General features: G+C 41.7%; 27 protein-coding genes and 2 pseudogenes. 16 read left to right on the plus strand and 13 right to left on the minus strand.

Translation table 11 applies throughout. The features are described from left to right. Window positions 1-177 precede the first annotated feature (177 nt). Complete coding sequence (locus F6K51_RS15970; protein ID WP_293021724.1) at window positions 178-972, plus strand: phycobilisome rod-core linker polypeptide; 795 nt, start codon at window positions 178-180, stop codon at window positions 970-972. Window positions 973-1,241: 269 nt separating this feature from the next. Next, the gene (locus tag F6K51_RS15975) at window positions 1,242-1,574 is read left to right on the plus strand and encodes a Nif11-like leader peptide family natural product precursor (RefSeq protein ID WP_293021726.1); all 333 of its coding nucleotides are present in this window, start codon (window positions 1,242-1,244) and stop codon (window positions 1,572-1,574) included. Between the two features lie 52 nt (window positions 1,575-1,626). Here the strand turns inward: F6K51_RS15975 and F6K51_RS15980 are convergent, their stop codons facing one another. The 5 genes from F6K51_RS15980 to F6K51_RS16000 form a co-directional block, all read right to left on the minus strand. Next, window positions 1,627-2,934 (minus strand): HEAT repeat domain-containing protein, encoded by a 1,308-nt coding sequence (locus F6K51_RS15980; RefSeq protein ID WP_293021728.1) that lies wholly within the window; start codon window positions 2,932-2,934, stop codon window positions 1,627-1,629. A gap of 2 nt (window positions 2,935-2,936) precedes the next feature. After that, window positions 2,937-3,422 (minus strand): ankyrin repeat domain-containing protein, encoded by a 486-nt coding sequence (locus tag F6K51_RS15985; protein ID WP_293021730.1) that lies wholly within the window; start codon window positions 3,420-3,422, stop codon window positions 2,937-2,939. Between the two features lie 9 nt (window positions 3,423-3,431). Beyond that, window positions 3,432-3,731, minus strand: a complete 300-nt coding sequence (locus tag F6K51_RS15990; protein WP_293021732.1) for an ankyrin repeat domain-containing protein — start codon at window positions 3,729-3,731, stop codon at window positions 3,432-3,434. Between the two features lie 142 nt (window positions 3,732-3,873). Next, on the minus strand, window positions 3,874-4,362 hold the full coding sequence (locus F6K51_RS15995) for a bleomycin hydrolase (RefSeq protein WP_293021733.1): 489 nt from the start codon (window positions 4,360-4,362) through the stop codon (window positions 3,874-3,876). Window positions 4,363-4,465: 103 nt separating this feature from the next. Beyond that, on the minus strand, window positions 4,466-4,999 hold the full coding sequence (locus tag F6K51_RS16000) for a phycocyanin subunit beta (protein WP_293021735.1): 534 nt from the start codon (window positions 4,997-4,999) through the stop codon (window positions 4,466-4,468). A gap of 1,085 nt (window positions 5,000-6,084) precedes the next feature. On the opposite strand from F6K51_RS16000, the gene F6K51_RS16005 reads away from it, so the two are divergent. Then, window positions 6,085-6,273, plus strand: coding sequence for a hypothetical protein (locus F6K51_RS16005; RefSeq protein ID WP_293021736.1), 189 nt, complete (start codon window positions 6,085-6,087; stop codon window positions 6,271-6,273). A gap of 195 nt (window positions 6,274-6,468) precedes the next feature. Continuing rightward, window positions 6,469-7,815 (plus strand): OB-fold nucleic acid binding domain-containing protein, encoded by a 1,347-nt coding sequence (locus F6K51_RS16010; protein ID WP_293021737.1) that lies wholly within the window; start codon window positions 6,469-6,471, stop codon window positions 7,813-7,815. Between the two features lie 10 nt (window positions 7,816-7,825). On the opposite strand, the gene F6K51_RS16015 is transcribed toward F6K51_RS16010, so the two are convergent. The 4 genes and pseudogenes from F6K51_RS16015 to F6K51_RS16030 form a co-directional block, all read right to left on the minus strand. Then, window positions 7,826-8,098 carry a hypothetical protein gene (locus F6K51_RS16015; protein ID WP_229415399.1) on the minus strand — a complete coding sequence of 91 codons (273 nt, stop codon included), beginning with the start codon at window positions 8,096-8,098 and terminating at the stop codon, window positions 7,826-7,828. Window positions 8,099-8,506: 408 nt separating this feature from the next. Then, a pseudogene (locus F6K51_RS16020) lies at window positions 8,507-9,412 on the minus strand (serine/threonine-protein kinase); the annotation flags it as partial. 94 nt (window positions 9,413-9,506) lie between these two features. Then, complete coding sequence (locus F6K51_RS16025) at window positions 9,507-9,815, minus strand: DUF3593 domain-containing protein (RefSeq protein ID WP_293021741.1); 309 nt, start codon at window positions 9,813-9,815, stop codon at window positions 9,507-9,509. A gap of 172 nt (window positions 9,816-9,987) precedes the next feature. Further along, on the minus strand, window positions 9,988-10,278 hold the full coding sequence (locus F6K51_RS16030; RefSeq protein ID WP_008184715.1) for a DUF2499 domain-containing protein: 291 nt from the start codon (window positions 10,276-10,278) through the stop codon (window positions 9,988-9,990). Between the two features lie 325 nt (window positions 10,279-10,603). On the opposite strand from F6K51_RS16030, the gene F6K51_RS16035 reads away from it, so the two are divergent. Together F6K51_RS16035 and F6K51_RS38460 are read left to right on the plus strand one after the other, a co-directional pair. Continuing rightward, window positions 10,604-10,915 (plus strand): hypothetical protein, encoded by a 312-nt coding sequence (locus F6K51_RS16035; protein ID WP_293021743.1) that lies wholly within the window; start codon window positions 10,604-10,606, stop codon window positions 10,913-10,915. Then, window positions 10,807-11,226: a hypothetical protein gene (locus F6K51_RS38460; RefSeq protein WP_365939971.1), complete on the plus strand. Its 420-nt coding sequence runs from the start codon at window positions 10,807-10,809 to the stop codon at window positions 11,224-11,226. The genes F6K51_RS16035 and F6K51_RS38460 overlap by 109 nt, the downstream gene beginning before the upstream one ends. A gap of 182 nt (window positions 11,227-11,408) precedes the next feature. Here the strand turns inward: F6K51_RS38460 and F6K51_RS16045 are convergent, their stop codons facing one another. The 3 genes from F6K51_RS16045 to F6K51_RS16055 form a co-directional block, all read right to left on the minus strand. Then, entirely contained in the window at window positions 11,409-11,948 is a 540-nt protein-coding gene (locus F6K51_RS16045) for a hypothetical protein (protein ID WP_293021745.1), read from the minus strand. 39 nt (window positions 11,949-11,987) lie between these two features. After that, window positions 11,988-12,299, minus strand: a complete 312-nt coding sequence (locus F6K51_RS16050; protein WP_293021747.1) for a hypothetical protein — start codon at window positions 12,297-12,299, stop codon at window positions 11,988-11,990. A 118-nt stretch (window positions 12,300-12,417) separates the two neighbouring features. Next, window positions 12,418-12,777, minus strand: a complete 360-nt coding sequence (locus F6K51_RS16055; protein WP_293021749.1) for a hypothetical protein — start codon at window positions 12,775-12,777, stop codon at window positions 12,418-12,420. Window positions 12,778-13,375: 598 nt separating this feature from the next. Between F6K51_RS16055 and F6K51_RS16060 the strand changes: the two genes are divergently transcribed. From F6K51_RS16060 to F6K51_RS16085, 6 genes and pseudogenes are all read left to right on the plus strand, one after another. Then, a complete protein-coding gene (locus tag F6K51_RS16060; RefSeq protein ID WP_293021751.1) occupies window positions 13,376-15,157 on the plus strand; it encodes an ABC transporter substrate-binding protein in 1,782 nt (593 codons plus the stop codon). Between the two features lie 385 nt (window positions 15,158-15,542). Continuing rightward, a complete protein-coding gene (locus F6K51_RS16065) occupies window positions 15,543-16,979 on the plus strand; it encodes a peroxidase family protein (protein ID WP_293021753.1) in 1,437 nt (478 codons plus the stop codon). 206 nt (window positions 16,980-17,185) lie between these two features. Beyond that, the gene (locus F6K51_RS16070; RefSeq protein WP_293021755.1) at window positions 17,186-17,659 is read left to right on the plus strand and encodes a hypothetical protein; all 474 of its coding nucleotides are present in this window, start codon (window positions 17,186-17,188) and stop codon (window positions 17,657-17,659) included. A 69-nt stretch (window positions 17,660-17,728) separates the two neighbouring features. Beyond that, window positions 17,729-18,349, plus strand: a complete 621-nt coding sequence (locus F6K51_RS16075) for a catalase (RefSeq protein ID WP_293021757.1) — start codon at window positions 17,729-17,731, stop codon at window positions 18,347-18,349. 42 nt (window positions 18,350-18,391) lie between these two features. Next, a complete protein-coding gene (locus F6K51_RS16080; protein WP_293021759.1) occupies window positions 18,392-18,568 on the plus strand; it encodes a hypothetical protein in 177 nt (58 codons plus the stop codon). Between the two features lie 222 nt (window positions 18,569-18,790). Beyond that, a pseudogene (locus tag F6K51_RS16085) lies at window positions 18,791-18,919 on the plus strand (transposase); the annotation flags it as partial. A 15-nt stretch (window positions 18,920-18,934) separates the two neighbouring features. Here the strand turns inward: F6K51_RS16085 and F6K51_RS16090 are convergent. Beyond that, on the minus strand, window positions 18,935-19,336 hold the full coding sequence (locus F6K51_RS16090) for a hypothetical protein (protein WP_293021769.1): 402 nt from the start codon (window positions 19,334-19,336) through the stop codon (window positions 18,935-18,937). Window positions 19,337-19,989: 653 nt separating this feature from the next. Here F6K51_RS16090 and F6K51_RS16095 point away from each other — a divergent pair. From F6K51_RS16095 to F6K51_RS16110, 4 genes are all read left to right on the plus strand, one after another. Further along, window positions 19,990-21,615: a hypothetical protein gene (locus F6K51_RS16095; protein WP_293021761.1), complete on the plus strand. Its 1,626-nt coding sequence runs from the start codon at window positions 19,990-19,992 to the stop codon at window positions 21,613-21,615. Between the two features lie 772 nt (window positions 21,616-22,387). Continuing rightward, on the plus strand, window positions 22,388-23,560 hold the full coding sequence (locus F6K51_RS16100; RefSeq protein WP_293021763.1) for an MFS transporter: 1,173 nt from the start codon (window positions 22,388-22,390) through the stop codon (window positions 23,558-23,560). A gap of 579 nt (window positions 23,561-24,139) precedes the next feature. Next, the gene (locus F6K51_RS16105) at window positions 24,140-24,508 is read left to right on the plus strand and encodes a hypothetical protein (protein WP_293021765.1); all 369 of its coding nucleotides are present in this window, start codon (window positions 24,140-24,142) and stop codon (window positions 24,506-24,508) included. 696 nt (window positions 24,509-25,204) lie between these two features. Beyond that, window positions 25,205-25,408, plus strand: a complete 204-nt coding sequence (locus F6K51_RS16110) for a hypothetical protein (RefSeq protein ID WP_293021767.1) — start codon at window positions 25,205-25,207, stop codon at window positions 25,406-25,408. Window positions 25,409-25,816: the final 408 nt, after the last annotated feature.

Raw genomic sequence — 25,816 nt, forward strand, 5'->3', positions numbered from 1 at the left:
CTATCGCACACTGTGCTGATCGACCACCAAATTTTCCAAATAATAATTTTTGTAAATTTGTTTATCATAAATTAGGACAAGATCGCACCTATTGGTTATTTTTAGTATGGATTGCTTAATCAAGCAATTAAAGACGATTTTAAAAGTTAAGCTTTTTTAGTATTTAGGAGAAAGTGGATGGGAAATTTAGCTCGTTCGGCAACCCTCGGTTTGGATGCCTTTGAAGGAAACCCTTTAGAAATGCGTCCTAATCAGACTGAAGAGGATTTACAAATCATCATTAGGGCTGTTTACAAGCAAGTCTTGGGAAATGAGCATTTAATGGAAGAACAACGTCTGGAAAGTGCTGAAGCACTTCTCCGGGATGATGACATTACTGTTCGTCAGTTTGTGAGGATAATCGCTCAATCCAATTTATATAAGTCACTTTTCTTCCATTCCTCTTCTCCATACCGCTTTATTGAACTGAATTTCAAACATTTGTTAGGTCGTGCGCCTCAATCTCAACAAGAAATTCAAGACCACGTTCAAATCTATTACGAACAAGGATATGATGCTGAGATTGACTCCTACATCGATAGCGAAGAATATATTTTGAACTTTGGAGAATATATTGTTCCTTATCCTCGTAATATTCGTTCCCAAGTTGGTCTCAACAACGAAAGCTTCAATCGCATGTTTTCATTGTTAAGAGGTTCTCCTACTAGCGACAGAAATAACAGTGCTCAATTAATTACCTCTGTTGCCTCCAATATGGCTACTCCAATCGAGCCCCTTGCTATCGGCAATGGTGCGAACTATGACAATACTGGTAAACGTTTTAAGATTACCTATTCTAGTTCCAACGACTTCGCTCGTGCGCAAAAAGTCAGCAAACAACAGATAACAGTAAGCTTTGATTGTATGTCAAAAGCATTTCAGAATATTCATGAAGTAGGAGGTAAGATTCTTAGCATTACTGAGGCACTTTAAAAAGCTCCTCTGTGACCACCAGCAATTGTCCTAGGTAACCTTAAAACTAATGATTAAACCTAATCTATCTAATCTAGATAGATTAGATAGATTAGGTTTTTTTTAAATTTTTTTTAAGAGTGGGACAGGATTGCATAATTTAACACTGGCTGGTATTGAACACTGGTATTGAACACTGGTCGCTGACCTAACTCAGCATAAATGTTTCAGGATTAAAAAATTCGGGCTCAACACATAAACTTAACAACTTACAAAAGATCTTGTTTTTTATGTCGAAACAACAACTCATGGACTTTATTGTTGCTGTCAAAAAAGATGAATCATTGAAAGCACAATTAAAAGATGCCCAGCCCGAAGAAATTATCCGTATTGCCCAACAAGCAGGATTTAATTTCTCCGAAGAGATTAAGGGGAGATTTAGGAATCGCTGGGCAGGAGTCTACAGCTGTCCTCAAAGGGAGGATATTAACGAGATCTGTCCAGCACTTTGTCCGCCAGGTTTTAAGTCATTAGCTGAGTACTCTCAGTCAACCTGCACCCCTTACGACAAACAAGAAAAATATGATTTTCGTTCTGGCTTTAAATATACTAATGTAACATAGTTTACTAAATAACATAGTTTGGGGTTTGGGGATTTTCGGGACATCAAGTCCCTTAATCTCCCTGGTCTACCTCCCTACCCTGCTTACCCTGAGGGGGGTAACTTTTTCCCTTTAGTTGAATCAGCCAATCAGAGTCATTAGCACAAAGAGCGCGACCACTTGAATCACCCAAATAATCTAATGCTAATAAACAAGCATACTTTAATTTCCAAACTTTACTTTCAAGACCAGCTTTTAAATGGGGAATTGCTTGCTTGTTACCTAAGTTACCTAAAGAGATAGCAGCTGCAATTCTCGATTTGACAAATTTGTCTCCCAAATTAAGTAAGGTATCCACAAAGAGATCGTAAGCAGGTTCGTATTTCAACCAACCAAATAGTTTAATAATATGGTAGTGAGCTCCGTAATCTTCCTGAGCGTTTTCGTCAAAAGATTTTTTTAATATTTCTCCAGCATTAGGGTAAAAATCGAGCATCGCCTTACTTGCCAAATAACAATAGGCAAAATCTGTATTGTAGAGGTCTTGAATTACTCTTTCCAAACTCGGTTTTTGGGGATATTCATAAGCCATTTTAAGGTCTTGAGGATGATCCCAAATTGCTAAATCAAAACTCGATTCCATTACCGAATCATCAACGGTTCCTTTTTCTTGTGCCTGATCTGCTAAAAATCGCATTCCCCGAAGACGTAGAGATTGGGAAACAGGAGCAGCAGCTATATCAGGAATAGCCCCATCGTATTCTAAATCCATCAGGTCTTGAATCGCTCCTCGCCGGGCGTGAATGTTTTTATCATTCAAGAATTTGATAATTCGATGGACTTGATTGTCATCTCCTGATAACTTACAGGTAGCAGCTATGGCTGCACAAGCTATGGCAGAATCTTCTGATTCCGTAAATCGAGCAATTCTTGCCAATGCTGGTTTATAATTGAGTTTAGTTAGAGTTTGAATGATTACTCGATAAATTTGTCCTTCTTTCTCTAATAATTGAGCAATTTTTTCCAGAATGTCCTGATTAGATGTCCCAATCTCGCCGATTGCCCAAACAGTATTTTCTACCATATAGCGATCATTATCGGCCAAGAAAGGTTCCATGACTTCGATGGCATGATTAACCTTTAAGCGTCCTAATGATTCGATGGCTTTACGCTGTGCTTGACGATTTTCCCGTGCAGGATTAGGGTCTTGCAAAACTTTGATTAGTGCTTTGATTGAGCGTTCCGTAGGAAAGTTTACTAAATGAGCTGCTGCTAGATAACGGTGATATTTTTCTTTGAGTTTTTCTACTGGTGTTTCCAAAAGTTCAATCGCTTTTTCTTCTGATAAACCAGGAAATAAGTTTAGAAAAGGACTAGTCATCTTTAAATTGAGGATTTGAGCAGTTTGACAATATCGCTATAACCTTGCTTTTGAGCCATCATCAATGCTGTGTAACCATATTCGTCTTGGGAATTAATATCTGCCCCAACTTTAAGCAAGGTTTTTACCGCATCTATATGACCATGAGCTGCTGCCATCATCAGTGCAGTCCAACCATGTTGATCTTGAGGGTTAATATCTGCTCCATAGTTGAGCAAGATTTTTACGGTTTCTGTATGTCCCGATGATGCTGCTGCCTGTAATGCGGTTCCGCCATATTTATCTATCGCATTTACCTCCGCACCCTTTTCAAGTAAAACTTGTAAGGTCTTAGTTTGCCCTTCCCGCGCTGCCCACATCAATACCGTTCTACCAAAGAGATTATCTTTTCCATCGATATTAGTAACGTTTTCAAGTAATAAACTTAAAGTCTTAGTATCACCGCTCTTAGCTGCCTCTATTAATTGAGCGTTTATCTCAGCAATCATAATAGTAATTTATTCTTTTGCTCCGCTATCCCTGAGAATTTGCTGGATTTCTTTTAAGTTGAGTTTGATAGCATATTTTAATGGGGTATAATCCCAATCATTGATGGCATTAACATCAGCTCCTTTCTCGATCAAAAATTCCACAATCTCTCTATAGTTACGAGATACAGAACGCATTAGAGCAGTGGCATTTTCTTTATCCTTAACATTGACATCAGCCCCTTGGGCTACTAGGGATTTTACGACTTCTAGATCTCCATCTTTACTTGCCTGTAAAAGTCCTTCGTTAATATCATTTGTAGAATTCATAATTATCTGTCAAAAACCAATCAAAAACCAACTGATAAATTTAAATAACCCTGAGCAGTAAACTTAACCAATAAAGCTAAGCATCCTGCCCAGAGTTTTATAAAGAGAATTAACTCATCAAATTAAATTGATGGCAATGTCCCTAGGACATAGAGTTAATTAAATAGTCGATATAACCAGTCAATTCTGTGGCAGCTTGAGCAGACATATCGCGAGGAACGCAGATACGATCTCTTACTTTAGTGAAGGCAGCCACATAAGCAGCAGTATTGATTCCGAGGGAGCGGTAAACTTCACGGGCTCCCGCAATACCCCATTCGTCAAGAGGACCAGTACCACCAATAACTAAGCAATAATTAATTAAGCGTAGGTAGGTAGTTACATCGCGAAGACATTTGTCTTTGCGTACTTCAGGAGTGCAACCTTTGCTAACTCCGTCGGGAAATTCTGCATAAACTGCATCAACAGCTTCTTTAGCAACGGCTGCGTAGTTGGAAGCTAGCTTGTCTGCTGCTTCTAGACGCGCATCAGCCCGTTGAATATTACCAGCAATAGATTCTAAATCAGATCCACTGGGATACCGACCTGCGGTATCTGCTGAAGCAATCGTAGTGGTTAACACTGATTTCATGACTCAATTATCTCCTATTTTTCAATTAATGTAATTGCAGCTCAAACAACAGCTTGATTAAAACTCCTTTAATCAGCATTAAAACTTGTCTAACCAGCTAAGGTTAGCTAATCGCTGTCGTTACTGCATCGAAATAACCACCAATTTCTGAGGCTAATGAGGCGCAATCACCTTGAGTTACAGTCATTTTGCGCTGAGAAGCTGTGTTAGTTACAAAGGCAAGAGCAGCAGCTTTCATAATGTTGACAGCACGACTGACACTACCTGTAGGAACACCTAATGCGGAGTAAGTTTCTTTTAAGCCATTTAAGCAACGGTCATTGAGTACAGAAGCATCTCCTGCCAAAATAGCATAGGTGATATAACGTAGAACGATATCCCCATCCCGAAGGCAAGCAGCCATTTTACGATTGGTATAGATACTACCACCAGGTGCTGTCAGACCCTCGTTTTCGCACACAATACCAGATACAGCATCAGACACGATACAACTAGAGTTGCTAGTAATGAAGCTCGCAGCATCTAGACGGCGGTTTCCCAAAGAAACAAATTCTTTGAGAGCATTTAGGCCATCACCACCGAGAAATTCACCCTTTTGGTCTGATGCAACTACTGCTCTGGAAAAAGCATCGAACATTTGTTTGTCCTTGAATTTATACAAAAGGTTTATGGATATCTCTATGAAGATACAATAATGAAGGTTCTCTTAGTCCTGTTTCTGAGAAACAATGTAATAAAAGTTTATATTTTAGCCTAATCCGCAAGAAGACCCACGCCTAGTTGTCCTCAGAGCGCGGCAAGAAAAGTCCTAGGGGCGAAGCCTTTGGGGAATCATTGCAGGCTGAAACCCTAGTAAGTCCATTTATAGCAACCGGCACGACGGTTAGGACGCCAGTTGCCAGACAGGCTCGATGGGATCCCGTAGACAATCAAACTGGTTGAGTTGCTTGCCTTAGCAACTTTGGAGCCGAGACCAGCATCCCTCAATCTGGCTAAGGTCTGGTTAATCGGTAGGTAAGTATTATAGCGCTACGCGCAAGGGCTTTAGGCATGCATGCAAGAGGCAAGAGGCAAGAGGCAAGAGGCAAGGGTGCATCTCATATTTGAAAAGGTGCGCTTGACCCATTAAGAATTAAAGCGCGCCTATCGGCAAAGCCGACGCGGGGCGCGAACGGGCGCGCACCTAAATGTTCTGTAGGGTGCGTTAGGGGCGCTCGCCCTAATTTTCAGCCTCAATGCCCGGGTTAGGTTGCTGCCCGATTGTAACGGGCAAGATGCCCGTTCCACCCACCAGGTCAAACAACATGCATTGAGATGCACCCAGAGGCAAGAGGCAAGAGGGGAAAGACATCCTCAGTTTTTTTTTACAATAAAATAAAACATTTCCATTGTATATAGTCCAAGCATGACATTGACTACTCGACTTTTTTAATTCTGTTTCAGCAATTAAGCAATCGCTATTATATTGTTTATATTACTTATTAAGTATTAATGGCAAATACAATTTTATATTTACCTGTTAAATTCCTTAACAATGCACCATTATTATGTACTAATTAAGTGATATGTAAATTACAATTTGTTCCAAAAAAAATATCGAAAAAAATATTTTTGTGCTATAATAAAAGTGACCTTAATTAATAAGGTAAAAAACCAGCCCCCTCAGAGTGAACAACTACGGGGCTGGCTATTACCCCTAGTAACATAGGAGATAATTTTATTATGACCTATCGCGACCGTCTTAGTCCGTGGGTAATTGTGCGGTTATTACCCAAAATGCAACGAGTGGTTGTTGCTCGCTTTCGTAATCGTTCAGATGCAGAGGGTCACCTGCGCAGTCTCCGACAGCTGATGCCTGATGTCGAATTTGTGATTATTTTTGATACTGGGGAGGAATTAGATCAGAAGTAAATAAATAACTGCTTGTTTGTGGACGGTTGACAGTTATTTGTGGACAGCAAACACTTAACAGTCAACCGTCAATTCATAAATAAAAGTGTTATCAAAATTGACAGTAGACCCCTTGTTTATCTGAACAAAAAAAACTATAGTTTGTGTGGAGGTTAAATCTCCAATTGTCTACAGAGTAAAGGAGAAATTCATGGGATGGTTAAAATCATCAGCCGCAAATCCTTAGGCACTCAACCTGTCTATGATATTGGTGTCAAGAGCGACCATAACTTTATTTTGGCAAACGGTATTGTCGCTTCCAATTGCTTCAACAAATCCCACTCCACCGCCTATGGCTATGTAACCTATCAAACTGCCTATCTCAAGGCGAATTATCCAGTTGAATATATGGCAGCCTTGCTGACAGCGAGTAGTAACAGCACGGACAAGATACAGAAATATATTGCTACTTGCTCAACCATGGGGATTGAGATTTTGCCACCGGATATTAATCGTTCTGATTTTGATTTTACCCCAATGTCTAATAGTATATTGTTCGGGTTTTCAGCAATCCGGAATTTGGGACACGGAGCAATTAATTGTATTCTCAAGGCTCGGGAGACTGGTGGTGAGTTTAAGGCTTTGGCAGATTTATGCGATCGCGTCGATTTGCGCACCCTTAACCGCCGTGGTTTGGAAGCTTTGATTTACTGTGGTGCCTTTGATAGCATTCAGCCCAACCGCCAGCAACTTATCAAAGACCTCGACCCAGTGATTAGTTGGGGGCAAGACCGTGCCAAAGACCGAGAAAGTGGTCAGCTGAACATTTTTGATATGTTTGGCAACACTAATTCTGAGCAAGATCAGAACAATAATGCTTGGGAATCTGCTCCGACCGCTCCAGCAGTTTCTGATTTTTCACGCCAAGAAAAATTAAATTGGGAAAAAGAATTGCTTGGCTTTTATGTATCTGACCATCCTTTAAAATCAGCCCGTCCAGTAGCTCAAGTGCTTTCTCCTGTCAGTTTGGCCGAGTTAGGAGACCAAAAGAAGGGGACAACTTTGAGTGCTATTGTGATGCTCACTGAAGTTAAGCCTCACCTCACCAAAACAAATAATCAACGCATGGCCTTTGTGCAGATAGAAGATCTGACCGGTCAAGCTGAAGGAGTTGTATTCCCGAAAACTTACGAAAAAATTAGTTCATTACTGCAAGCCGATTCCCGTTTAATTATTTGGGCAAAGGTGGATGAGCGAGATGAAAAAATTCAGCTGATTATTGAGGATGCTGAGCTAATTGAAACTTTACGAACAGTAGTAGTAGAACTTACCCCTAAGCAAGTTACGACAAACAACCTTAACCAATTAAAATCGATTCTGCAAAAACATTCCGGTAAAAAACGTCAGGCAAAAGTACCCGTACTGGCAACTATTCCTACACCCCAGCAGTATCAATTTGTCCGTTTTGATTCTAAATACTGGGTGCAAGATGACCAAGTAACCGTTAATGCTCTTAAAGCTAGCGGATTTGATGCCCGTATTGCTCCAGTCATCAAGAGTTGAGTCTGATAGCTTACAAAAATCGAGCCAATAATTCTTGACGAGACAATTTTAGCAATAGGGGGGTAAATTCTTCTGGAGAGAGTGCAATCAATGGCTCAATGATGGCGAGGAGTTGCTGGTCTAGTTCACCAAAACGCGATCGCAATAAGTAAGTGACCATACTACGGCGTTCATTTTGCATACCTTGGACTAGTCCCTCTTGTTTCCCCTGCACTAGTCCCTCTTGTCTGCCAAGCTGAGTAGCCACTTCAAGTCGTTGTTGATAAATTCCAGATAATTGCATTACTAACTCCCGGTTATCTTCCTCTTCCGACTTCCCTCTTACCTACTCCCTACTCCCTACTCCCTACTCCCTTCTTTATCAACCTGAACCAGGATTTTGCTGAGGATTAGAAGAGCCAATAAACTCAGATTGAATCTCCTCCAATTCCCGATCAAGTTTAGTTTTAGTTTTCGGTAAACTGCTAGAACCAGCAACCTTAGAGCCAAGAGTTGGATGTTTTGAGTTAGGGGTCGGATTACCCATAATTTCAGACTTCAATTCTTCTAATTCTTGAGCAATCCTTTTATTCAATCCCCCAACTGCAGGCTTTGATGGTACAGTAGGTTTGATAGGTGTAACTGGTTTTCGTTGTCTTAGAGGTGTAACTGGTTTTTGTTGCCTTAGAGGTGTTGCGGGAGTTGTCTTAAGATGCAACTCTTTACTTACCTCAGCCGCTGATTGATAACGTCGGTTAATAGCCCCTGCTATCATCTTGTCTAAGATGCGACCAAGCTGATCACTAATAGGATGACTCAAAACGTTGCGCCAAATCCAGACACCCTCCCTGACATCAAATAAATCACAGGGGTGCCTATTGGTCAACAAATGAATACAAGTGATACCAAGACTATAGATATCACTGGCAAAAACTGCTCTACCAATACTTTGCTCTGGTGATACATAACCAAATGAGCCAATCGCTGTCCCAGTTTTGCCTAGACTAGTGCCAGTAGCAGCTTTCGATGCTCCAAAATCAACTAGAACCAGTTGACCTGGGACCTGGGTTGCTCCCCCGACAACCGAAGACCTTAAACTCCTGCGGCGAATAATGTTTTCTGGCTTGATGTCCCGGTGGATGACATGATGTTGATGAACAAATTGCAGCAATGGCAGCAAATCATCCAGTAGCGCCCGAATTTGTGCTTCATTAAATCCACCCCGACTGGCCAGTTCTTGGACTAAGTTTTGTCCATCGATAAACTCTTGCACCAAATACTGTTGGCTATCTTGACAAAAATACGCCAGCAGTTCCGGAATTTGAGGATGTTTGCCCAACTCATCCAGCCGTACCGCTTCCAGGGTGAATAACTCAGCTGCTTTTTGAACCGTGTTAGTTCCCTGGGCTTGGGGAAAAAACTGCTTGATGACGCAGGGAGGTTTGGAAGGTTTATCTTCGTCCACAGCCAAGAAGGTTTTACCGAATCCACCTTGACCTATAGGTTTAATCCCTCGGTATCGCTCTTTGAGCAGCAACTTCGAGCCACAGGCAATGCAAAATTTAGTTCCTTCTCGATTTTGGGGATTGGGGCAAGTGGGATTGAGACAGTAGCTCATTATCGTGGTCAGCAGTCGGTCTTTTATCTATAATAATATATTGCCCTATCTACGAACAGATATTTTTGAGGCCATCTTCCCTACTCCCTACTCCCTACTCCCTACTCCCTGTTCCCTTTGCTATATGTTCCATAATTGCTTGTCGGAAGCCCAGTACTACTAAAGTATTGGACAGGGTTAAAAAAAACTCAGCACTACCATGTAGCCAATCCACATCAGCTAATGCTTCCTGATAAGCTACCTTGGAATAAATCCCAGCTGGGATGGTAACAAAAACAAACACCAAGAGGACGTAAAATCCGATTAGCGCTAAACGGGGTGTTTGTCCAGAACGAGTGAGAAACCATAAGAATCCTAGGTAAGGAAATAGGGAAATAGCAAATAATGTGTCTTTAGAAATCATCTGAAGATAAGGAAAAATGCTTGTCAAAATGATTCGGAAAACGTCAGCCGTTAGCTGTCAGCCGTCAGCCGTCAGCTGATAGCTGATAGCTGATAGCACCTCAAGTAGCATCTCAAGTAGCGCTTAAGCTGAGTGATTACCGTAAAACTTATCCCTGGCATTGGTAGCAACCCTACGCTGAACGCCAAATCCACCAAGCTGCTCCACAAAGGGTACAGTTACCTACAACCGTCATCGCTGCTTGGAGTGTTACCATCCACTCCAGGGATTGTTGGTTGTCAAAAAAGTGCCAGGTGATAGCACACATAGCACTGACCAATGCTGGTAACATAGCAAAAGACAATGCCCACCATGCACGATTGCCAGTAATTTCACCATAGGTCCAGATTAACCAAATTGCAGCAATCCACTCGATAACACTGGAAATGTGAATAATCCAAGTTGGAATTGATAGAGCATGCATAAAAAAACTTATTACTACAGACTAATGGGTAATGGGTAATGGGTAATGGGTAATGGCTTAGGAGTAATCAAAATTACTAATTTTAAAGTTACCAAAACCCAAGCTTGATAATAGTGAGGCTTCTAGACATCCCATTATCGACCGTTGACTTGTTTGAGTATACCAAGATTATACCAGCTACTTTACCTAAACTTTAAACTATGATTAGTACTAATGCTAATAACCAATCCGAACATGCCTAATCCTATCCTGGCTAAATAAAATATAGCGTTTATTATAGCTATATAACGATTTTGCCTTTGTCTCTATATCCTCAGGGGACCTGTTGGAACTAGCAGATACAAATAGTGACTTTGTCGCCTCCACGACTTATTTTAATTCACAGACTGGCTACAAAACATTTACTTACGAGTTTACAACAGCTGGCACGTTTACCGTGAGTATAGGAGTGGTGGATATGGCCGATTCTACGGTTGACTGTTTGAACATGACTTTGACCCGGATAGCGATAATAGCCAATGGGCATAAATTAGCAATGGTCAAGTTAATACCAACTTTGGTGGCGATGGCAACTCCCTTTGGTTTGATGGCGGTTCTCCAGAAGATAACTCCCGTTATGCTATTACCCAAGCCCTAGATGTTTCTCATGGCGGTACTATTTCCTTTGACCTAATCATTGGTAATATCATTGGTAATAGTAATAATGGAGGGGAGAATGCAGATTCTGGGGAAGATCTCGCTCTTGAATATTCCATTGATAGCGGTATCTCTTGGATAAGACTGGGTTTGTATGACACAGAAGACTACATCAGTTGGAAAACTATTACTGAGACCATTGACACCGATGCTATAACTAGTGCTACTCAGTTCCGCTGGCTACAGCTTAACCATAGTGGTTCTGGATTCGATAACTGGGCTATTGATAATGTGCATATTGATTTGGTTTAGATTATGAATCACTATAATCATCTGTTTTATTTAATTAATGTAAAATCAAGAATAAAAAAGAAAAGGGAAAAAGCCTAGGTTAACTTTACATACCTAATTGATATGCCTAGGTTTACCATTTACCCTGTAAATGGATAAATTAATCTGATGATTGCCGTATCTGCTTTATATCAATCCTTAGTTCAATTAAGAGCTGCTATTTCTAGTTTAGATAATAGCTCTTTCTCAACGTATTCCAGGTGATGTAAATCCTCAGCTACAATTAATAGAGTGACATACCCTTGAGTTCGTAAGGTGTCAAATTCATAAGGAAAGACAAAATTTGGAGTACCATTACCCTGGTAGATTAAGGAACCAATCTTTTCCCGTAGGGTGCTAAAACTACAGGGTTCGATTTTAAGTCTCAACACCTTCCAGCATCCATCGTAGTCACTAGTACCAAACAAATTGTCAAGAATGAAAAATGCAAAGGACGATCCGTTCAGTCGGGCGTTGTTTTCGATGGGAAATATTCCTTGATCTGTGACAATATAATCGATGCCTAAGATGCCAAGATAGCCATCATCTCGCATGTGTTGGGCTATTTTGAAGGAGTAATCGCGAATTAACCCTTCTATCCGTCTTGAATAGGGTTTTCCTTTCACGTTACCGATATGTTGTAACCCATTAAACAGCTGGCATGTTATGCCCAGATGAGCAATTTCTCTATTGCTGCCAATCATCCACTGGTCATTGGGGGATGTAATGACTTTGAGGAATGGCTAAATTAAAAAACAACTCTCTCCCGATGCCAGCATTTTTGGCATCTCAGTGTCGAGGTTACTGCTGTTAACTTTATGAAGTGATGAGCCTACACACCCTTGTGCGCCCCGGATCATTAACGTCTCATAATCCCTAAGCCAACCTAAGATTTCCTGTCGCAGTTCTGTCTCAAAATCCTCAGAGTCTGATGATTTACTCAGGATAGTTCCTGGTATTGTGGGAATACCAAGAGACTGACACAGGTCCTTGAAGGTGGACTTGTCAAAATACTTTAACGTAATAGACTGATCACAGCCAAAAAAAAACGGCATCAATGGTTGACGCCGCCTGTTTATCTACATCTGCCGAATAATAAGGAACAAACACCAAGGGTTTTCCAATTGATGCAAGAAATGCTCTAACTTCATCCGCTTTTTGCATTATCAGCTCTCAGAGCAGTGCTGGTTCATTTTCACGGTTGAAGGCAAAGACTTTCTGGGGTCCTAAGCCAAGATTTTTCAGCCAGTCGTAGTACTCTGCATCCAGATTGCCAGGAATGATCACGACATCCTCTGAACCAGCTACAGCTAGGGCTCTTGACGCCCAAGGTTCAAGTGTATTCTTGCCCTGATAGTAGGGTTGGCTTCGGATATCGAAGGCAAATACCCTGACTTGATCGGAATTTGAGGAAATCAAGTCCAGAATAGAGCTTGATTTTGCGATCGCATTTGAGTTTACGCTTGAGTTCAATGCATCCTCTTGATTGGTGTGATTACCAATTAGCCTTTTGCTGCCAGAAGCACCATCCATATGCTTACTCCATACAGACCTAACATACGACTTATTACAAATTACAAGCGAAATTAGAAATGAACCTATCTCCGTCTAGGAGTAGGACAAACCGTGCCCGCTGCTACCCTCGTACTTAACTGTGAGCAGTTAACCATAATAACTGCTCCAGAGTCAAGACCTTGGATCAGTTAGCGCCCTGCCTTAGTTAGGGAGTGAGGGGACGCGGGGCAGGTATAGGTTTTACCATAGTTATGGTGTCTTTAGTGATAGGTAGCGGGAAGCCAGGGTCCCCCTGCTCAAAGTTCTGGCTTCCAACTTTTTGGTTAATTTGGGTTTGACCACTTTTTTGATAACGCAAAACACTTAAAAAACACAATTAACGCCTAAAAGTTCGGAAATTATTTTTATAATCGGAGATGTATTCAAATCAACATAAATCAATAAGGACTTAAGCAGTTGCGCTACATATAGTGATGACGTAACCATTGCTCCCCTACAATTATGGTTGAGGAACAGAAGCAAGGGTAAGTCCTGTCAATAAAAACTAATCACAAATGACTAATGACTAATAGTTACCAATTCCTGGCAAGAGCCGCAATATAAAGGAGTTTTATCAATGAGGCGATGGCGACCCATACTGTTGCTTGTGGCTTTTGTCCTAACTATAGTTCTCTCTAACTGCGTTAGCCCTTCTAATTGGATTGGGAAAAATACCCCTCCCAGTCCTACTCCTACTGTTTCTGAGAGTCCAACTCCCAGCCCTACTCCCAGCCCTAGTCCCAGCCCTACTCCTACTCCCAGCCCTACTCCAACTCCAACTCCTACTCCTACTCCTACTCCTACTCCTTCCCCAACTAAACCTTCTAAGGATTCCAAGGGAAGGACAATCGTTTACGGAGCAGTGGGACAACCAGAAAACCTAGAACCGGGTAATATCAGCGACCGGGAATCCCTAGTTGTCCAGAAACAAATTTACAATCGCCTGGTGGAATACAAGCTGGGAACGATAGAACTGGAACCGGGATTAGCTACTGATTGGGAAGCGTCTCGGAATAGCAGAGTTTGGACATTTAAACTGCGCCAAGGGGTCAAGTTTCATGACGGGACTGATTTCGATGCTGAAGCAGTTAAGTTCAATGTCGAGCGTTGGTGGGACCCGGAAAACAAATATGGCTATCGCGATAAAGACAGAAAGTATCAAATTTGGGCTGATTTATTTGGTGGCTTCAAGGGAAACTCGAAATCCCTATTACAACAGATAGTCATCAAAGATAAGTATACAATTCAATTTGTCCTGAAACAGCCCTTAAGCATTTTTCCAGCGATGATTGGGTCAGGCTACTTTGGTATCGCTAGCCCAACCGCCATCAAGAAAGCAGGTTCTAAGTATGGTCGTGAGTCATCTCTAGCGGTAGGGACAGGTCCCTTTAAATTCAAAGAGTGGCGTAATGGCAAGGAAATTATCCTAGAAAAGAGCCCAAACTACTGGAAACCAAACCTACCTAAAGCAGAAAAGGTAATCGTGCGGTTCATCCCGGATATTGCGAAGCGGCTGACCATGTTGAAATCTGGAGAGATTGACTTCACGTCAGACCTAGTTCCTAAGCAATTAGAAAATTTAGTTGGTGAGGCTAAGCTCAAATCTATTTTCCGTCCCTCCTTCAATGTCGGATATCTATCCCTCAATACCAACTACAAACCCCTTTCTAAACAAAAGGTACGGATTGCGATCGCATTAGGAATTAATCACCAAAAGATTGTCGAAAAAAATTGGCAGGGTTTAGGAGAGAGTGATGCTCACTTCACCCCACCCCTCCTCGATTGGTCTGAGTCACCCAATTTTGGTAGCTATAAATATGATCCACAGCTAGCCAAGCAACTGCTGAGGGAAGCTGGCTACCCCAAAGGCTTTGACCTGGAACTCTGGTATATGAAAATATCCCGCCCCTACTATCCTGATCCGAAAGCGATCGCCCAAGCCATAGCTGATGACTTGGGTAAGATTGGCATCAAGGTTACTTTAAAAACCAAACCCTGGAAAGATTATCTCAAAGACCGACAAAAGTCTCCTGGTTTCCAAGGGTTTATATTGGGTTGGACTGGGGAATATGGCGACCCAGATAACTTCTACTATTCCCACTTCGGACCTAATGCTACCGCTGACCTTGGACGTTGGAAAAATAACCAAATCCTACGGCTATTGGAAACCGGTCGTAAGACCCAAGACAAGGATGCTAGGGCAAGAATCTATCGCCAAGTGGATAAAATTTTATTTGAAGAAGCCGTGCGCATTCCCATTGTCCACTCCCAACCGCTTTTAGGTAAGCGAGCCAATATTCAAGGCTGGAAGCCCAGTCCACTCGGTTCAGAATCCTTTGAAACTGTGGATAAGAATTAGATAGAACACTATAATTACAAATGTGTAACTTCAAAGGTAACAACTCTTGGGACAAAAACTCTTGGGACAAGTAATACTGCTCTAGGCTTTTTATTTGAGATGTAAACAGAGGAGTGAGGTAAAAAGCGAACAGCGAACAGGGCAAATGTCAGAGTAGGAAAGAGTTACGAGTAGTTTTTGTCGTTATGAGAAATAGGCATAGTTTTTCATGACCTATTTCTCAAGGCTATATATCCAAAAGGGAACTAGTTCGATGACAAAAAAAAGGAATACATCTAGAGACGGATTTAGGAACCGGTTATAAAACTTTGCTTTAAACAAGTTCAAGGGGATTTGGGAGTTTATTCAAAGCAACGACTATCTAAGACGTCAAGCCAACAAAACAATGATTAACAATGTCGTCTACAAAATTCCCACTCGTCCCCATAAGTTAAGCGCGATCGCACCCTATACTTCTTGGGACTCATTAACAGACCGAACCTGGAGCGGACGACATTTACCCCCCGATCCAGAATTCAACAAAGCAGGTAACCTTCCTCCTCTCGAAGACCTTGCTGTTTTGTTTCGCAAAAAAGAGGGGAAAACCATCTATTCCGAGAAGTCTACCCTGCTGTTTCCCTATTGGGTGCAGTGGTTTACCGATGGCTTTTTGCGCACTGATCACTACAATAGATTAAAGAATACCTCAAACCACGGCATCGATTTATCTCCCGTCTATGGGTTGAACAGAAAATCTACAGACATGCTGAGATCCCATCAGGGCGGGAAACTGAAAAGCCAGATTATCAATGGTGAAGAATATCCCCTCTTCTATTACGACGATCCAGAAAACGGAGTGGTCAAACCAGAGTTTGACGGGTTGTATGAGCCGCTCAATGATGAGAAGCGACTCGACCCAGCCAAGAAAGCAAAACTATTTGCTATGGGTGTCGAACGAGCCAATGTCCAAATTGGCTATGTAATGCTTAATGTTCTGTGTCTGAGGGAACACAATCGCCTGTGTGATTTACTGGCTAAGCATTATCCCGATTGGGATGACGAGCGACTCTTCCAAACAGCCAGAAACATCGTGATGGTGGTAATCATGAAAATTGTGCTGGAAGAGTATGTTAATCATATTACCTCCTATTACTTCAATTTCATTGTCGATCCTCCAGCGTTTACCAATCAGAAGTGGTATCGCCAGAATTGGTTTACAGTGGAATTTAATTTGGTATATCGTTGGCACAGTGCCCTTCCGGAGACTCTGACCTATGACAGCAAGCAAATTCCGATGGTGGATAGCCTCTGGAATAATGAGATGCTGATCAATAAAGGCTTGGGACAATTGTTTGAGGAGACCTGTTCCCAACCAGGCACCAAAATTGGTTTGTTTAACACGCCAGAATTCCTAATACCTGTTGAATTGGCAAGTATCGACTTAGGTCGTCAAGCTCAATTGGCCAGCTATAATGATTACCGGGAAATGTCTAAGTTTCCCCGGGTGACGGATTTCGATCAGATCACGGCGGATGAAGATACTCAAAGGGAACTAAAACGGTTATACGGTGATGTCAACAATATTGAATTCTATGTGGGACTCTATGCCGAGGATGTGCCACCAAATGCAGCAGTAGCTCCCCTGGTTAACCGACTGATAGCAATTGATGCGTTTTCCCAAGCATTGACTAATCCCCTGTTGGCAGAAAATATCTTCAACGAAGAAACCTTTTCCCCGGTCGGTTGGGAAGTAATACAAAACACAAATACTCTCTCAGATGTGGTAAACCGCAATACTCAACAGCCGGATAAAAGCTATAAAGTAACATTTGACAATCCGTAAGCAAGGCATCGGGTATTGTCAAAGAAAAATTAAAGTAAAAATTCCAGCTCTCTGATTGAGAAATCACCATTTATTTAAGTAAAATTTCAGTCTCAATCGCCAGCTATATGCTCACTTAATTTGACAGTACCCGCTCAAACCCACTGGTATCCTCAAGGAGTGTTTATCAAAACCAATTCCTCAAAATTTTTATCTAAAAAATAACCATGAAGCTATTTACAGAATATCCCGAAAAGGACGAAATAAACTCTTACGACCTTGTAGCGGAGCAAGTCAGGATTCAGATGGATAAGCTTTACAAGGATCAGGAACGGGCTTTGCGAGACACCCATGCCAAAACCCACGCCTCGGTGGAGGGAAACCTAGAAATTTTTGATTTTGATGAACAGAGCATTAAGAGTGAACTGGCAAAACGAACTCGGCTTACTCAAGAGCAACTTAATGGGATTTCCCTCAAGCAAGGACTTTTTGCGACACCGAAACAATATCCTGTTCAGCTGCGATTTGCCAATGGGCGAACAAATGTTGAAAACGACTATGTCTCAGACACACGCTCAATGTCTGTGAAAGTGATTGGTGTGGAAGGAGAAAGCTTTGAACAAAGCTACGAGCCAAATACTCAAGATATTATTGTTCAAAATGCTAAGATCTTTTTTATCAAAACCATCAAATATTATTAGGAATTTTTTGGCTCCATAGTTGACTCAGAAAAAGCTGCCCAGAAGTGGCTCAGGAGTCATCCCAGGCAATTGCTAGCCCTAGCTAAAGTAACAGCTCGAACCCCAAAGAGTTTATTAACGGAACGGTATTGGAGTGGTTCTGCTTATGCCCTTGGACTCAAACCAGATTTTGATCAGTCTCAACCGGGCTTAGTTCCTGTTGACTATCCCGCTGTGATCAAATACGCCTTCACCCCTGTTTCATGCCAGCCTCCCCATCAAAGGATGGGATATCAGTCCCGACCAGGTATTCCCAAACTTCCCTTCATCAATCGCGCTAAGGCTCTGGGATTGGATGGAAGCAAACCGGACAATTACTATCGAGACGAGCTGATCGAACAACTATCAAAAACCGATGCTCTTTATTGCTGGGACTTTGGTATCCAATTCCAAACCAACCCGAAAATGTCCATCGATGATGTCACAATTCGTTGGAGTGAGAAGAAGTCACCATTTTTTACCGTTGGTCGCCTCACTGTCAAGCATCAGATCATCGATTTTGACCAACAATACGACTCTGCTGAAAACCTGCGATTTTCCCCGTGGAATGGCTTAGTGGTTCATCGTCCTGTGGGAGCTCTCAACCGGCTCCGTAATGTAGTTTATCCGATTGTCGCTAAGTATCGTTATCAAAAACGGGGACTTAACTAGTGCGGCTCGTTCTTACTAAGAGCCTCCTGAAACAGGAGGGGTATGAGTAAGGGGATTCGCGAGGAAAACCTCAAAAATCCTAACTATCCAGCGGATGGTGGTGAAAACCCACCCCTTGAAGAGACAAGTGACTCCCTATCTTGGCCACACCGAGCGGGCGGCATCTCCGCAGCAGTGTTGCTGGCACCAGGGCGCAATCAGTTGAAAAGAAGCAGGTAACAACACGCTTCGCTAACGGGGAGGTGACATGGGTAAACAGATTATAGAAAAGTGTCTCTCATACTTTTCAAACAGCCTCTCATATTTGGTGCTCAACTTAACTTGGGGTTTGATTAGCACATTTTTGCTTATTTGTCAATCTAATTTAGATGAGTTTGCCCTGGGCATTAAAGTCGCTAAATAGAAATATTTTCAGACACTCTTGCTAAATAGGAATCTGAATTGGTGGAGTGCAACGGGGAGAAGGATCATGTGCACTTATTGATATCGGTTAACCCCAAGGTTCAGCCGTCGAAGCTCGTCAACAATTTAAAGACTGTATCTTCCCGGTTGATCCGCAAAAAATTCTCCAATCTGAGAATTGTACTACTCGTCTTCATCAACTTGAGTAGCTTTATCATGCAGCGAAGGTTGTTCTGCATTTCGCTTGAGTACCCTGAAATTCTCTGAACTCATTGGGAATCCTAGGGGAATTTCTTGTACTACATCTTTAGAAGTAGCAGAGGCTTCAGGTAAAGAGTTAGCAGAGGCTTCAGGTAAAGAGTTAGCAGAGGCTTCAGGTAAAGAGTTAGCATCAATCGACCCTCCTGAAGTCATACCTCCACCAGAGCTAGTTCCACTCTCTTCAGTCATAGTTCTTATCTCCAACATATTGGCAATAATTAGAGTGACAAAAATAATAGACAAAAAAGCATATTGTCGCCCTTGGGAAATGTGCATATTTAGATTCAGGTTACATATCTGTCCATATTGTATCACCTTTTTCATAACAATTACCTCAGTACAGGACACTTGAGGGGGTGACATGAGCCCTGAAAAGCTTACTAGATAAGGCTTTGATGCCAATTATCTCAGGAAAGATAAACTCTTAAATTGACCCTACGAATGATTTTATGAAAGCTCAAACCCTTATAACTACGTCCAAGGTTAGCTCAAAATAGCATGTATCTTTTTGTAACAGATGGGCTGAACATATTACCCAGTAAGGATTATAGCTTGCATGTCACCCCCCCAGTAATTATTTACGAGGGATGAGAGCTATGAAGCTTATACAGTCTACTTTTTAGCTCTCATGTCGCCCCCCAGCCATTGGATCCCTTGATTGTGACATCAGTTCCCATAGCATATTATGAGTTCGTTTTTCTTGCGCTTACCCTGGTACAGGACAAAAGTAAACAGCACTGTGTTAACTTTTGTTGCAATAGTAAGCACCCACACAGAAATATTTACCTATTCGCTTTTGCTACAACCCTTGGTAAATCAGAGTTTCGGGATTTGGAAATGGCTAATTAATTAATTTATTAATTTTATTTAGGTGCTTATATACTAATTAATAATTAGTATAATTATTATATTAATTAAAGATATAATCAAAAAAAGATCTTCAAACAATCTTATTAATAAATCAGGGAAAAAAAACTATGCCTGACTATTACGAAGCTGGTGGAAGTGAAGTTGAAGTAACGGGTGCGGGTGCAAAACAGAGTGTTGAGGAATTGACAGGTCAGGAGCTGATGAGTCTAATGACAACAGTTCCAAGAGCAACAAGACCTCCGTGGATGGTAACGAGATTCCCAGTATCTATGGAGGAATTTCAGAGGCTCAAAGAAGCAGCGCAAGAAGCAGATCGAGAATCTCTGGCTGCATTTACAGATGAATCGAATGCTGATGCTGACGTAGAGGCGGAGTATGAAGAGGATACTCCGGAAGGGGAAGAATTTGCTGCTGAACCAGGAGCCTTTGCCCCTCCGATCAGTAGCTCTTTCGAGGGGATTCCGCAAACAGCTTTTCGACCACCAGACTGTACTTGTGCTGTCGGACCTAATGATGTGATGGTTGCAGTTAACACCGACTATGCTGTTTATACCAAAGGTGGTACGCTTCGGCGCCGACTGAATCTAAGCGTTCTTTTCTCCAATGTTCTTCCCTCTAATGCTGACTTATTCGATCCTGTCATTGCTTACGATCATTATGCAAAACGCTGGATCGTGGTCGTTGCTGCACGAAGAGGTACCCCTGTTGGTTCTTGGCTAATGGTCGGCGTATCGCAAGGAACAGACCCCCTTGGTCGCTATTGGATTTGGGCATTGGATGCAACTAGAGACGGTAATACACCGACAAACAATTGGGCAGACTTTCCAATGCTGGGCTTTGATACACAAGGAATTTACATTACTACAAATCAATTTCAGTTCAACGGAGGATTCCAATACACTAAGCTTCGCATTCTCAACAAAGCTGAACTCTATGCTGGGGGAACTGGATCAAATCACTCCATCAAATGGTACGACTTCTGGAATTTGAAGAATCCCGATAATTCCGAGGCATTCACTGTACAGCCAGCCAAACATTTTCGTGGTACGGGAAGCAACCCACCAGCATACCTAGTCAATGCGATCTGGCCCAAAGATAACTCGCTAACCCTTTGGACGCTGAAAAATCCGATCGGCTATTGGCGCGGGGGTAGTGCTTCGCTTTCCCAAGATAAAGTTCCTTGTCGGAGCTACGATCTGTCTCCTGACGCAGAGCAGAGAGGAACTAGCATTCGCATTGAAACCAATGATTCACGGTTATTGAGTGCGGTGTTTCAATATGTTGGAAACACCAAGCGAATTTGGACTTGTCACACATCTAAGATTACTTGGTCTGGCGAGTCAGTTGCTCGCTCTGCTGTTCAGTGGTACGAAATTGATGTTGATAGCAAACAAGTCATTCAACAGAATGGCTACGGTGCTTCGGGTAAGTATTATTATTTTCCTGCAATTCAGACTGATCTTCGGCGTAATGCGTACCTTGTCTTTGGTCGATCTGGCAGTACTGAGTATGCTTCTGTACGCCAAACAGGACGAAGGGTTACAGCACCGCTTAACAATCTCGAAAACAGTCGACTGATTAAAGCTGGCGAAGGCAGTTACACTGGTGGTCGCTGGGGAGACTATTTCTGCGCTTGTCGTGATGGTGGCAACGCCAACCAAGTATATCTATACGGCGAGTATGCGGAAACGGGTAATAATTGGGGCACTTGGATTGCATCAGCAAGGTTCTAAATTTGTATTTTTGGCAAGCGAGTAGCAATTGATACTGTTGATTAACTTAACATTGAAGCTTGGAATGCCATAGATATATTAGAGCACTAACGATTTTATTGGCTTTGACCTCTCTTTTGTAAAGTTCGTCAACAGGATCAGCAATTGTACAAGAACTTAGGGAACTCCAAGAAATAAAATATCCAATTGGCACGAGCAACAGAACAATCTGATCCCAAATCCTTTTGTCAAAACCCCTTTATAAAAATCGATCAAATCTTTTGATGCCAGGAATCTATGGCTATGCGGATAAGGGGGGTATGGTAACAGGATTTGGTATGATTCTTCTTCCCCTGGGAGGGGCGCAAGGCTTGCACCCCTACTATCCCTGTCATTGGATATTTTTTATTTGGAAGTCCCTTATGCTAAGGCTGAAACTTAGTTATAGCGCTTCTCGCTGGTATAGTTACACTCAAAAATTGGGAACACTGATTTTCGATAGATTTCAATTCAGGACTTGTAAATACGCCAGCACGACCTGCTATATCGCTCTTCAATCACTTTCACCAGAGAAAAAAGATAAACTCTTAATTGATAAGGCTTTGAGGTCAAAGTGATGATTTCAGCCATAATGTTAGAAAATTAGGCTGTCAACCCTGTCTCAGTTTGGGTTTCAAAAGTGATATTCTATTTTTATTTCTCCAGAGTGATTAAAGATCGATATTTCATACACTTCAAGCCTTAAGTTTTGTAACAATTCATTTGAACTTGAGATGATCCAGGAATATCTTACATGATTCGATCGCGTAATTTTATCTTCATCACACTTGCCGATTTCATTGTGCGCACTGCCTACCAGATAGGTAAAACTCCACTTTTACCTATCTTTGCTCTTTCACTGGGAGCTACCGATGCCTACCTGGGCTTAATTGTTTCCGTCTCGACATTTACAGGTATGTTGCTTAAGCCATTTGTGGGCATCTTTTCTGACCGATGGGGTCGTCGTAGTTGGCTGTTCTTGGGAACCAGCTTTTTTTCTTTCATCCCCTTTGTTTATCCGTTTATTCACACACCCAAACAACTGTTTGTTGTGCGTATTATTCATGGTTTAGCAACTGCTATCTATGGACCAGTGACTCTGGCTTTCGTCGCCGAACAATCTCAGAAACATCTTGCAGAGCGATTCGGCTGGTTCAGCATGGCACGCAGTGCCAGCTATGTCATCGGTCCGACAGTTGCTGGCTGGTTGCTACTCATTTTATCTCCTGCTTCGGTCTTTACCGTTATCGGCATCCTAAGTAGCGTAGCCTTTCTGCCAGTTTTTCTATTGTCGGAATCAAAAGCTTTCTTGAATGAATGTCATACTTCTTTAACAAAGCAGATTGTTCAAGCCTTAAAAACCAGTAGTTGTAAACCGTCTGTTTGGTTCACTGGGGTTGTCGATACAACAATGTATATTGCCTTGTATGCAGTTAAGGCATTCTTACCAATTTATGCACTATCCATCGGGACAAGTACAGCTTTGATCGGTGGATTTTTCGCTGTTCAAGAGGCTGTCCATATGCTTTTTAAACCGATGGGAGGTCGCTTAGGAGATCGACTGGGATATCTTCTGACGATCTCTTTGGGTATGGCAGTACTAGGCACAGCACTCTTACTATTTAATTATTCTCATAGCCACTTTGTCTTACTGGTTTCATTTGTACTGATGGGGGTGACCCAGGCATTAATTTCGCCATCAACTGTAGCATTAGTAACAAAAAAGGTAGATAAAGATAATTTAGGATCATCTCTGGGTTTAATCGGCCAATTTGCAAATGCTGGCAAGGTTGCTGGTCCTGTAATAGCTGGAACAATGATTAATTGGCTGGACTTTACTACCACCTTTTTCTCAATAGGCGGAGCGCTAATTTTCGTATCTGTAGTGTTGTTCCTTGGATCCTGGGGGGGCGACGATAGCGATTGAAACGATTGATACGTCAAGAGTGTAACGATCTGTGCTAGAAAAAGATAGGTCTTTCATTGTCAATAAGACCTATCTGTTGAAAATGTTACCCTTATTAGATCAAAAGCATCTAAATTTTAAACTAAAGGATCGTAATTTTATTTTAGTAAATATTGTAGTTATTCTCTGGAGTTTAGACTATGATAAAATAACCCAACCTTCTTTTTGGGCTGAGATCTTAGTAACCCACAATCCGCACTTCGTAATGTAGTACGTTATGATTACGTATTTGAGGTAGCTTGGCGAGGGCAAAAAATGAAAAAATTAAGTATTTATACTCAAGGCGATCCCTAAACCCAGAAGTGCGTTCGCGTAGCGTCGGCTTCGCCGAATAGCGCTTACCTAGAAGTGCGTTCGCCTACGGCACCAGCACCAGCTGAGCGCTAATCCGACAAGTGCATTCAATCGTGGGTCACCGAGTCGTTCAAGGCTGGAGTGAGTCACTCTCTAGAGTCTTATCCGTTACAAATATTCATAAAAACACAAGAGTAAAAAGGGAGAAAATTGAAAAGCTAAAAAATTAAAAATACTCCCTCACTGATGAATACTAGCATAAGTAGACTTCAAAAATTTAGAATTGATACTTATAATTTACTTGGTGGTGCCTGGGATGCTACTTTCAATTTGATTGATGCTTTTTTAACCACAAGAACTGCCAATTCTTTGGCTGACTTTTATCTGTCTCCTTTATTTAGAAGAGAATGGTCTTCTACCTATGAATCATTACAAGATTGTCGTCCTAATCGACAAAAGTTAATGAAGAGGTATATAGAAGAAGTAGCAACAGATAAAGATGAATCATCCTATGTGATGATAGGGATTGACCATACATCGAGTCCCAGAGGTGCGACCCGTGGCGAATTTAATTCGCCAACGGAAAGCGCACCTGAGAAGATTCTCCTACCTTGAAAGACCGAGGGTATCATCATTCCCCATCATCATTCAAAAAAGTAAGTAAAGGACACAGTTATAGTACCATAGCATGGATACCAGAAGAAAAAGGGAGTTGGGCACTGCCGTTAAGACATGGGATGAAACCTTGAATAGTGGAGCCTTATTACAAAAGACTTAAACCTTTTCTGCATAACCGAACACCCATAAAGGCTCCACTATTCTACGGTAACTTCTAAGAAAGAATCACAAGTTTTGAAACTCCAATTAGTAAGGCAGCGTGGCAACTCAAACAAGTAGCAACCAGTGTAAAGCGGCCAATCTTAGCCTTACAAGAAGCGTGAATATGGCAATGCTTCTTGGGTAAATAAAACAACAGATATTGAAGCTGATTGCTTGATAATAATTCGCTCCAACTGTTGTTTATAGGGGTCTCCAGGAAAGTAGAGTGGTCGAGGACGACCAAAAAAGCATGGTGATAAATTTAAGTTAAATGATGATTCAACTTGGTCAGAAGCAAAGGAAACTATCGAGGTAAACGACCCAAAATTGGGTCTCCTAAGAATCCGAAAATGGTCAATATTACACTTTCTTAACTCTTCATCTGTGTCGATGGAGTTGATTATAGTTGAGAGACTAAAACCCAATAAAAGAGGTGTTTTACAGAAACCTTTGTGGTTAGTCTTTATTGGGAAAAAAATGCCGACAATAGAAATGATATGGAGCCAATATTTAAGGCGCTTTGCTGTTGACCATTGGGATCGATTCATTAAACAAAGATTACCTTGGACATTCCCCTCCCTAAGTACACCGCAGCAATGTGAAAGATGGAGTGATTTGATGCCATTAATGACCTGGCAACTATGGCTAGCTAAAGATATAGTTAAAGAATACCATCTTCCTTTGAAGTTACCGTAAGAATAGTGGAGCCTTTATAGTTGATCGGCTATGGGTATCAGGGTTAAATCTCTTGCAGTAAGGCTCCACTATTCTAAGGTTTCGTCTCCGGCAAAAACCACAGTCGAATCTAACGCCTGGAAGAGTTGCACAGTCGATGTTAGGACTTTTAGGGCGTGTCTGCAAAGTTAAAAGATCACCATGGAACTGTGATCGATATCACCAGCAACAGGAGAAAGAAGATTTCAACTAAAGCCAGAGTAATATAGAGGCAATAGTCAACATCGCTTGATAATTGATGGCATATTTCTCATAACGAGTTGCAATTCGTCGATTAAGCTATAGGCGATTAATAAGTCGTTCGACTCGATTTCGTTCTCTATACAGACCACGATTGAAGCGTTCTCGTTTTCTCTCATTGCTTTTCGG

The organism is Moorena sp. SIO3I8 (genome assembly GCF_010692325.1).
GTDB lineage: Bacteria > Cyanobacteriota > Cyanobacteriia > Cyanobacteriales > Coleofasciculaceae > Moorena.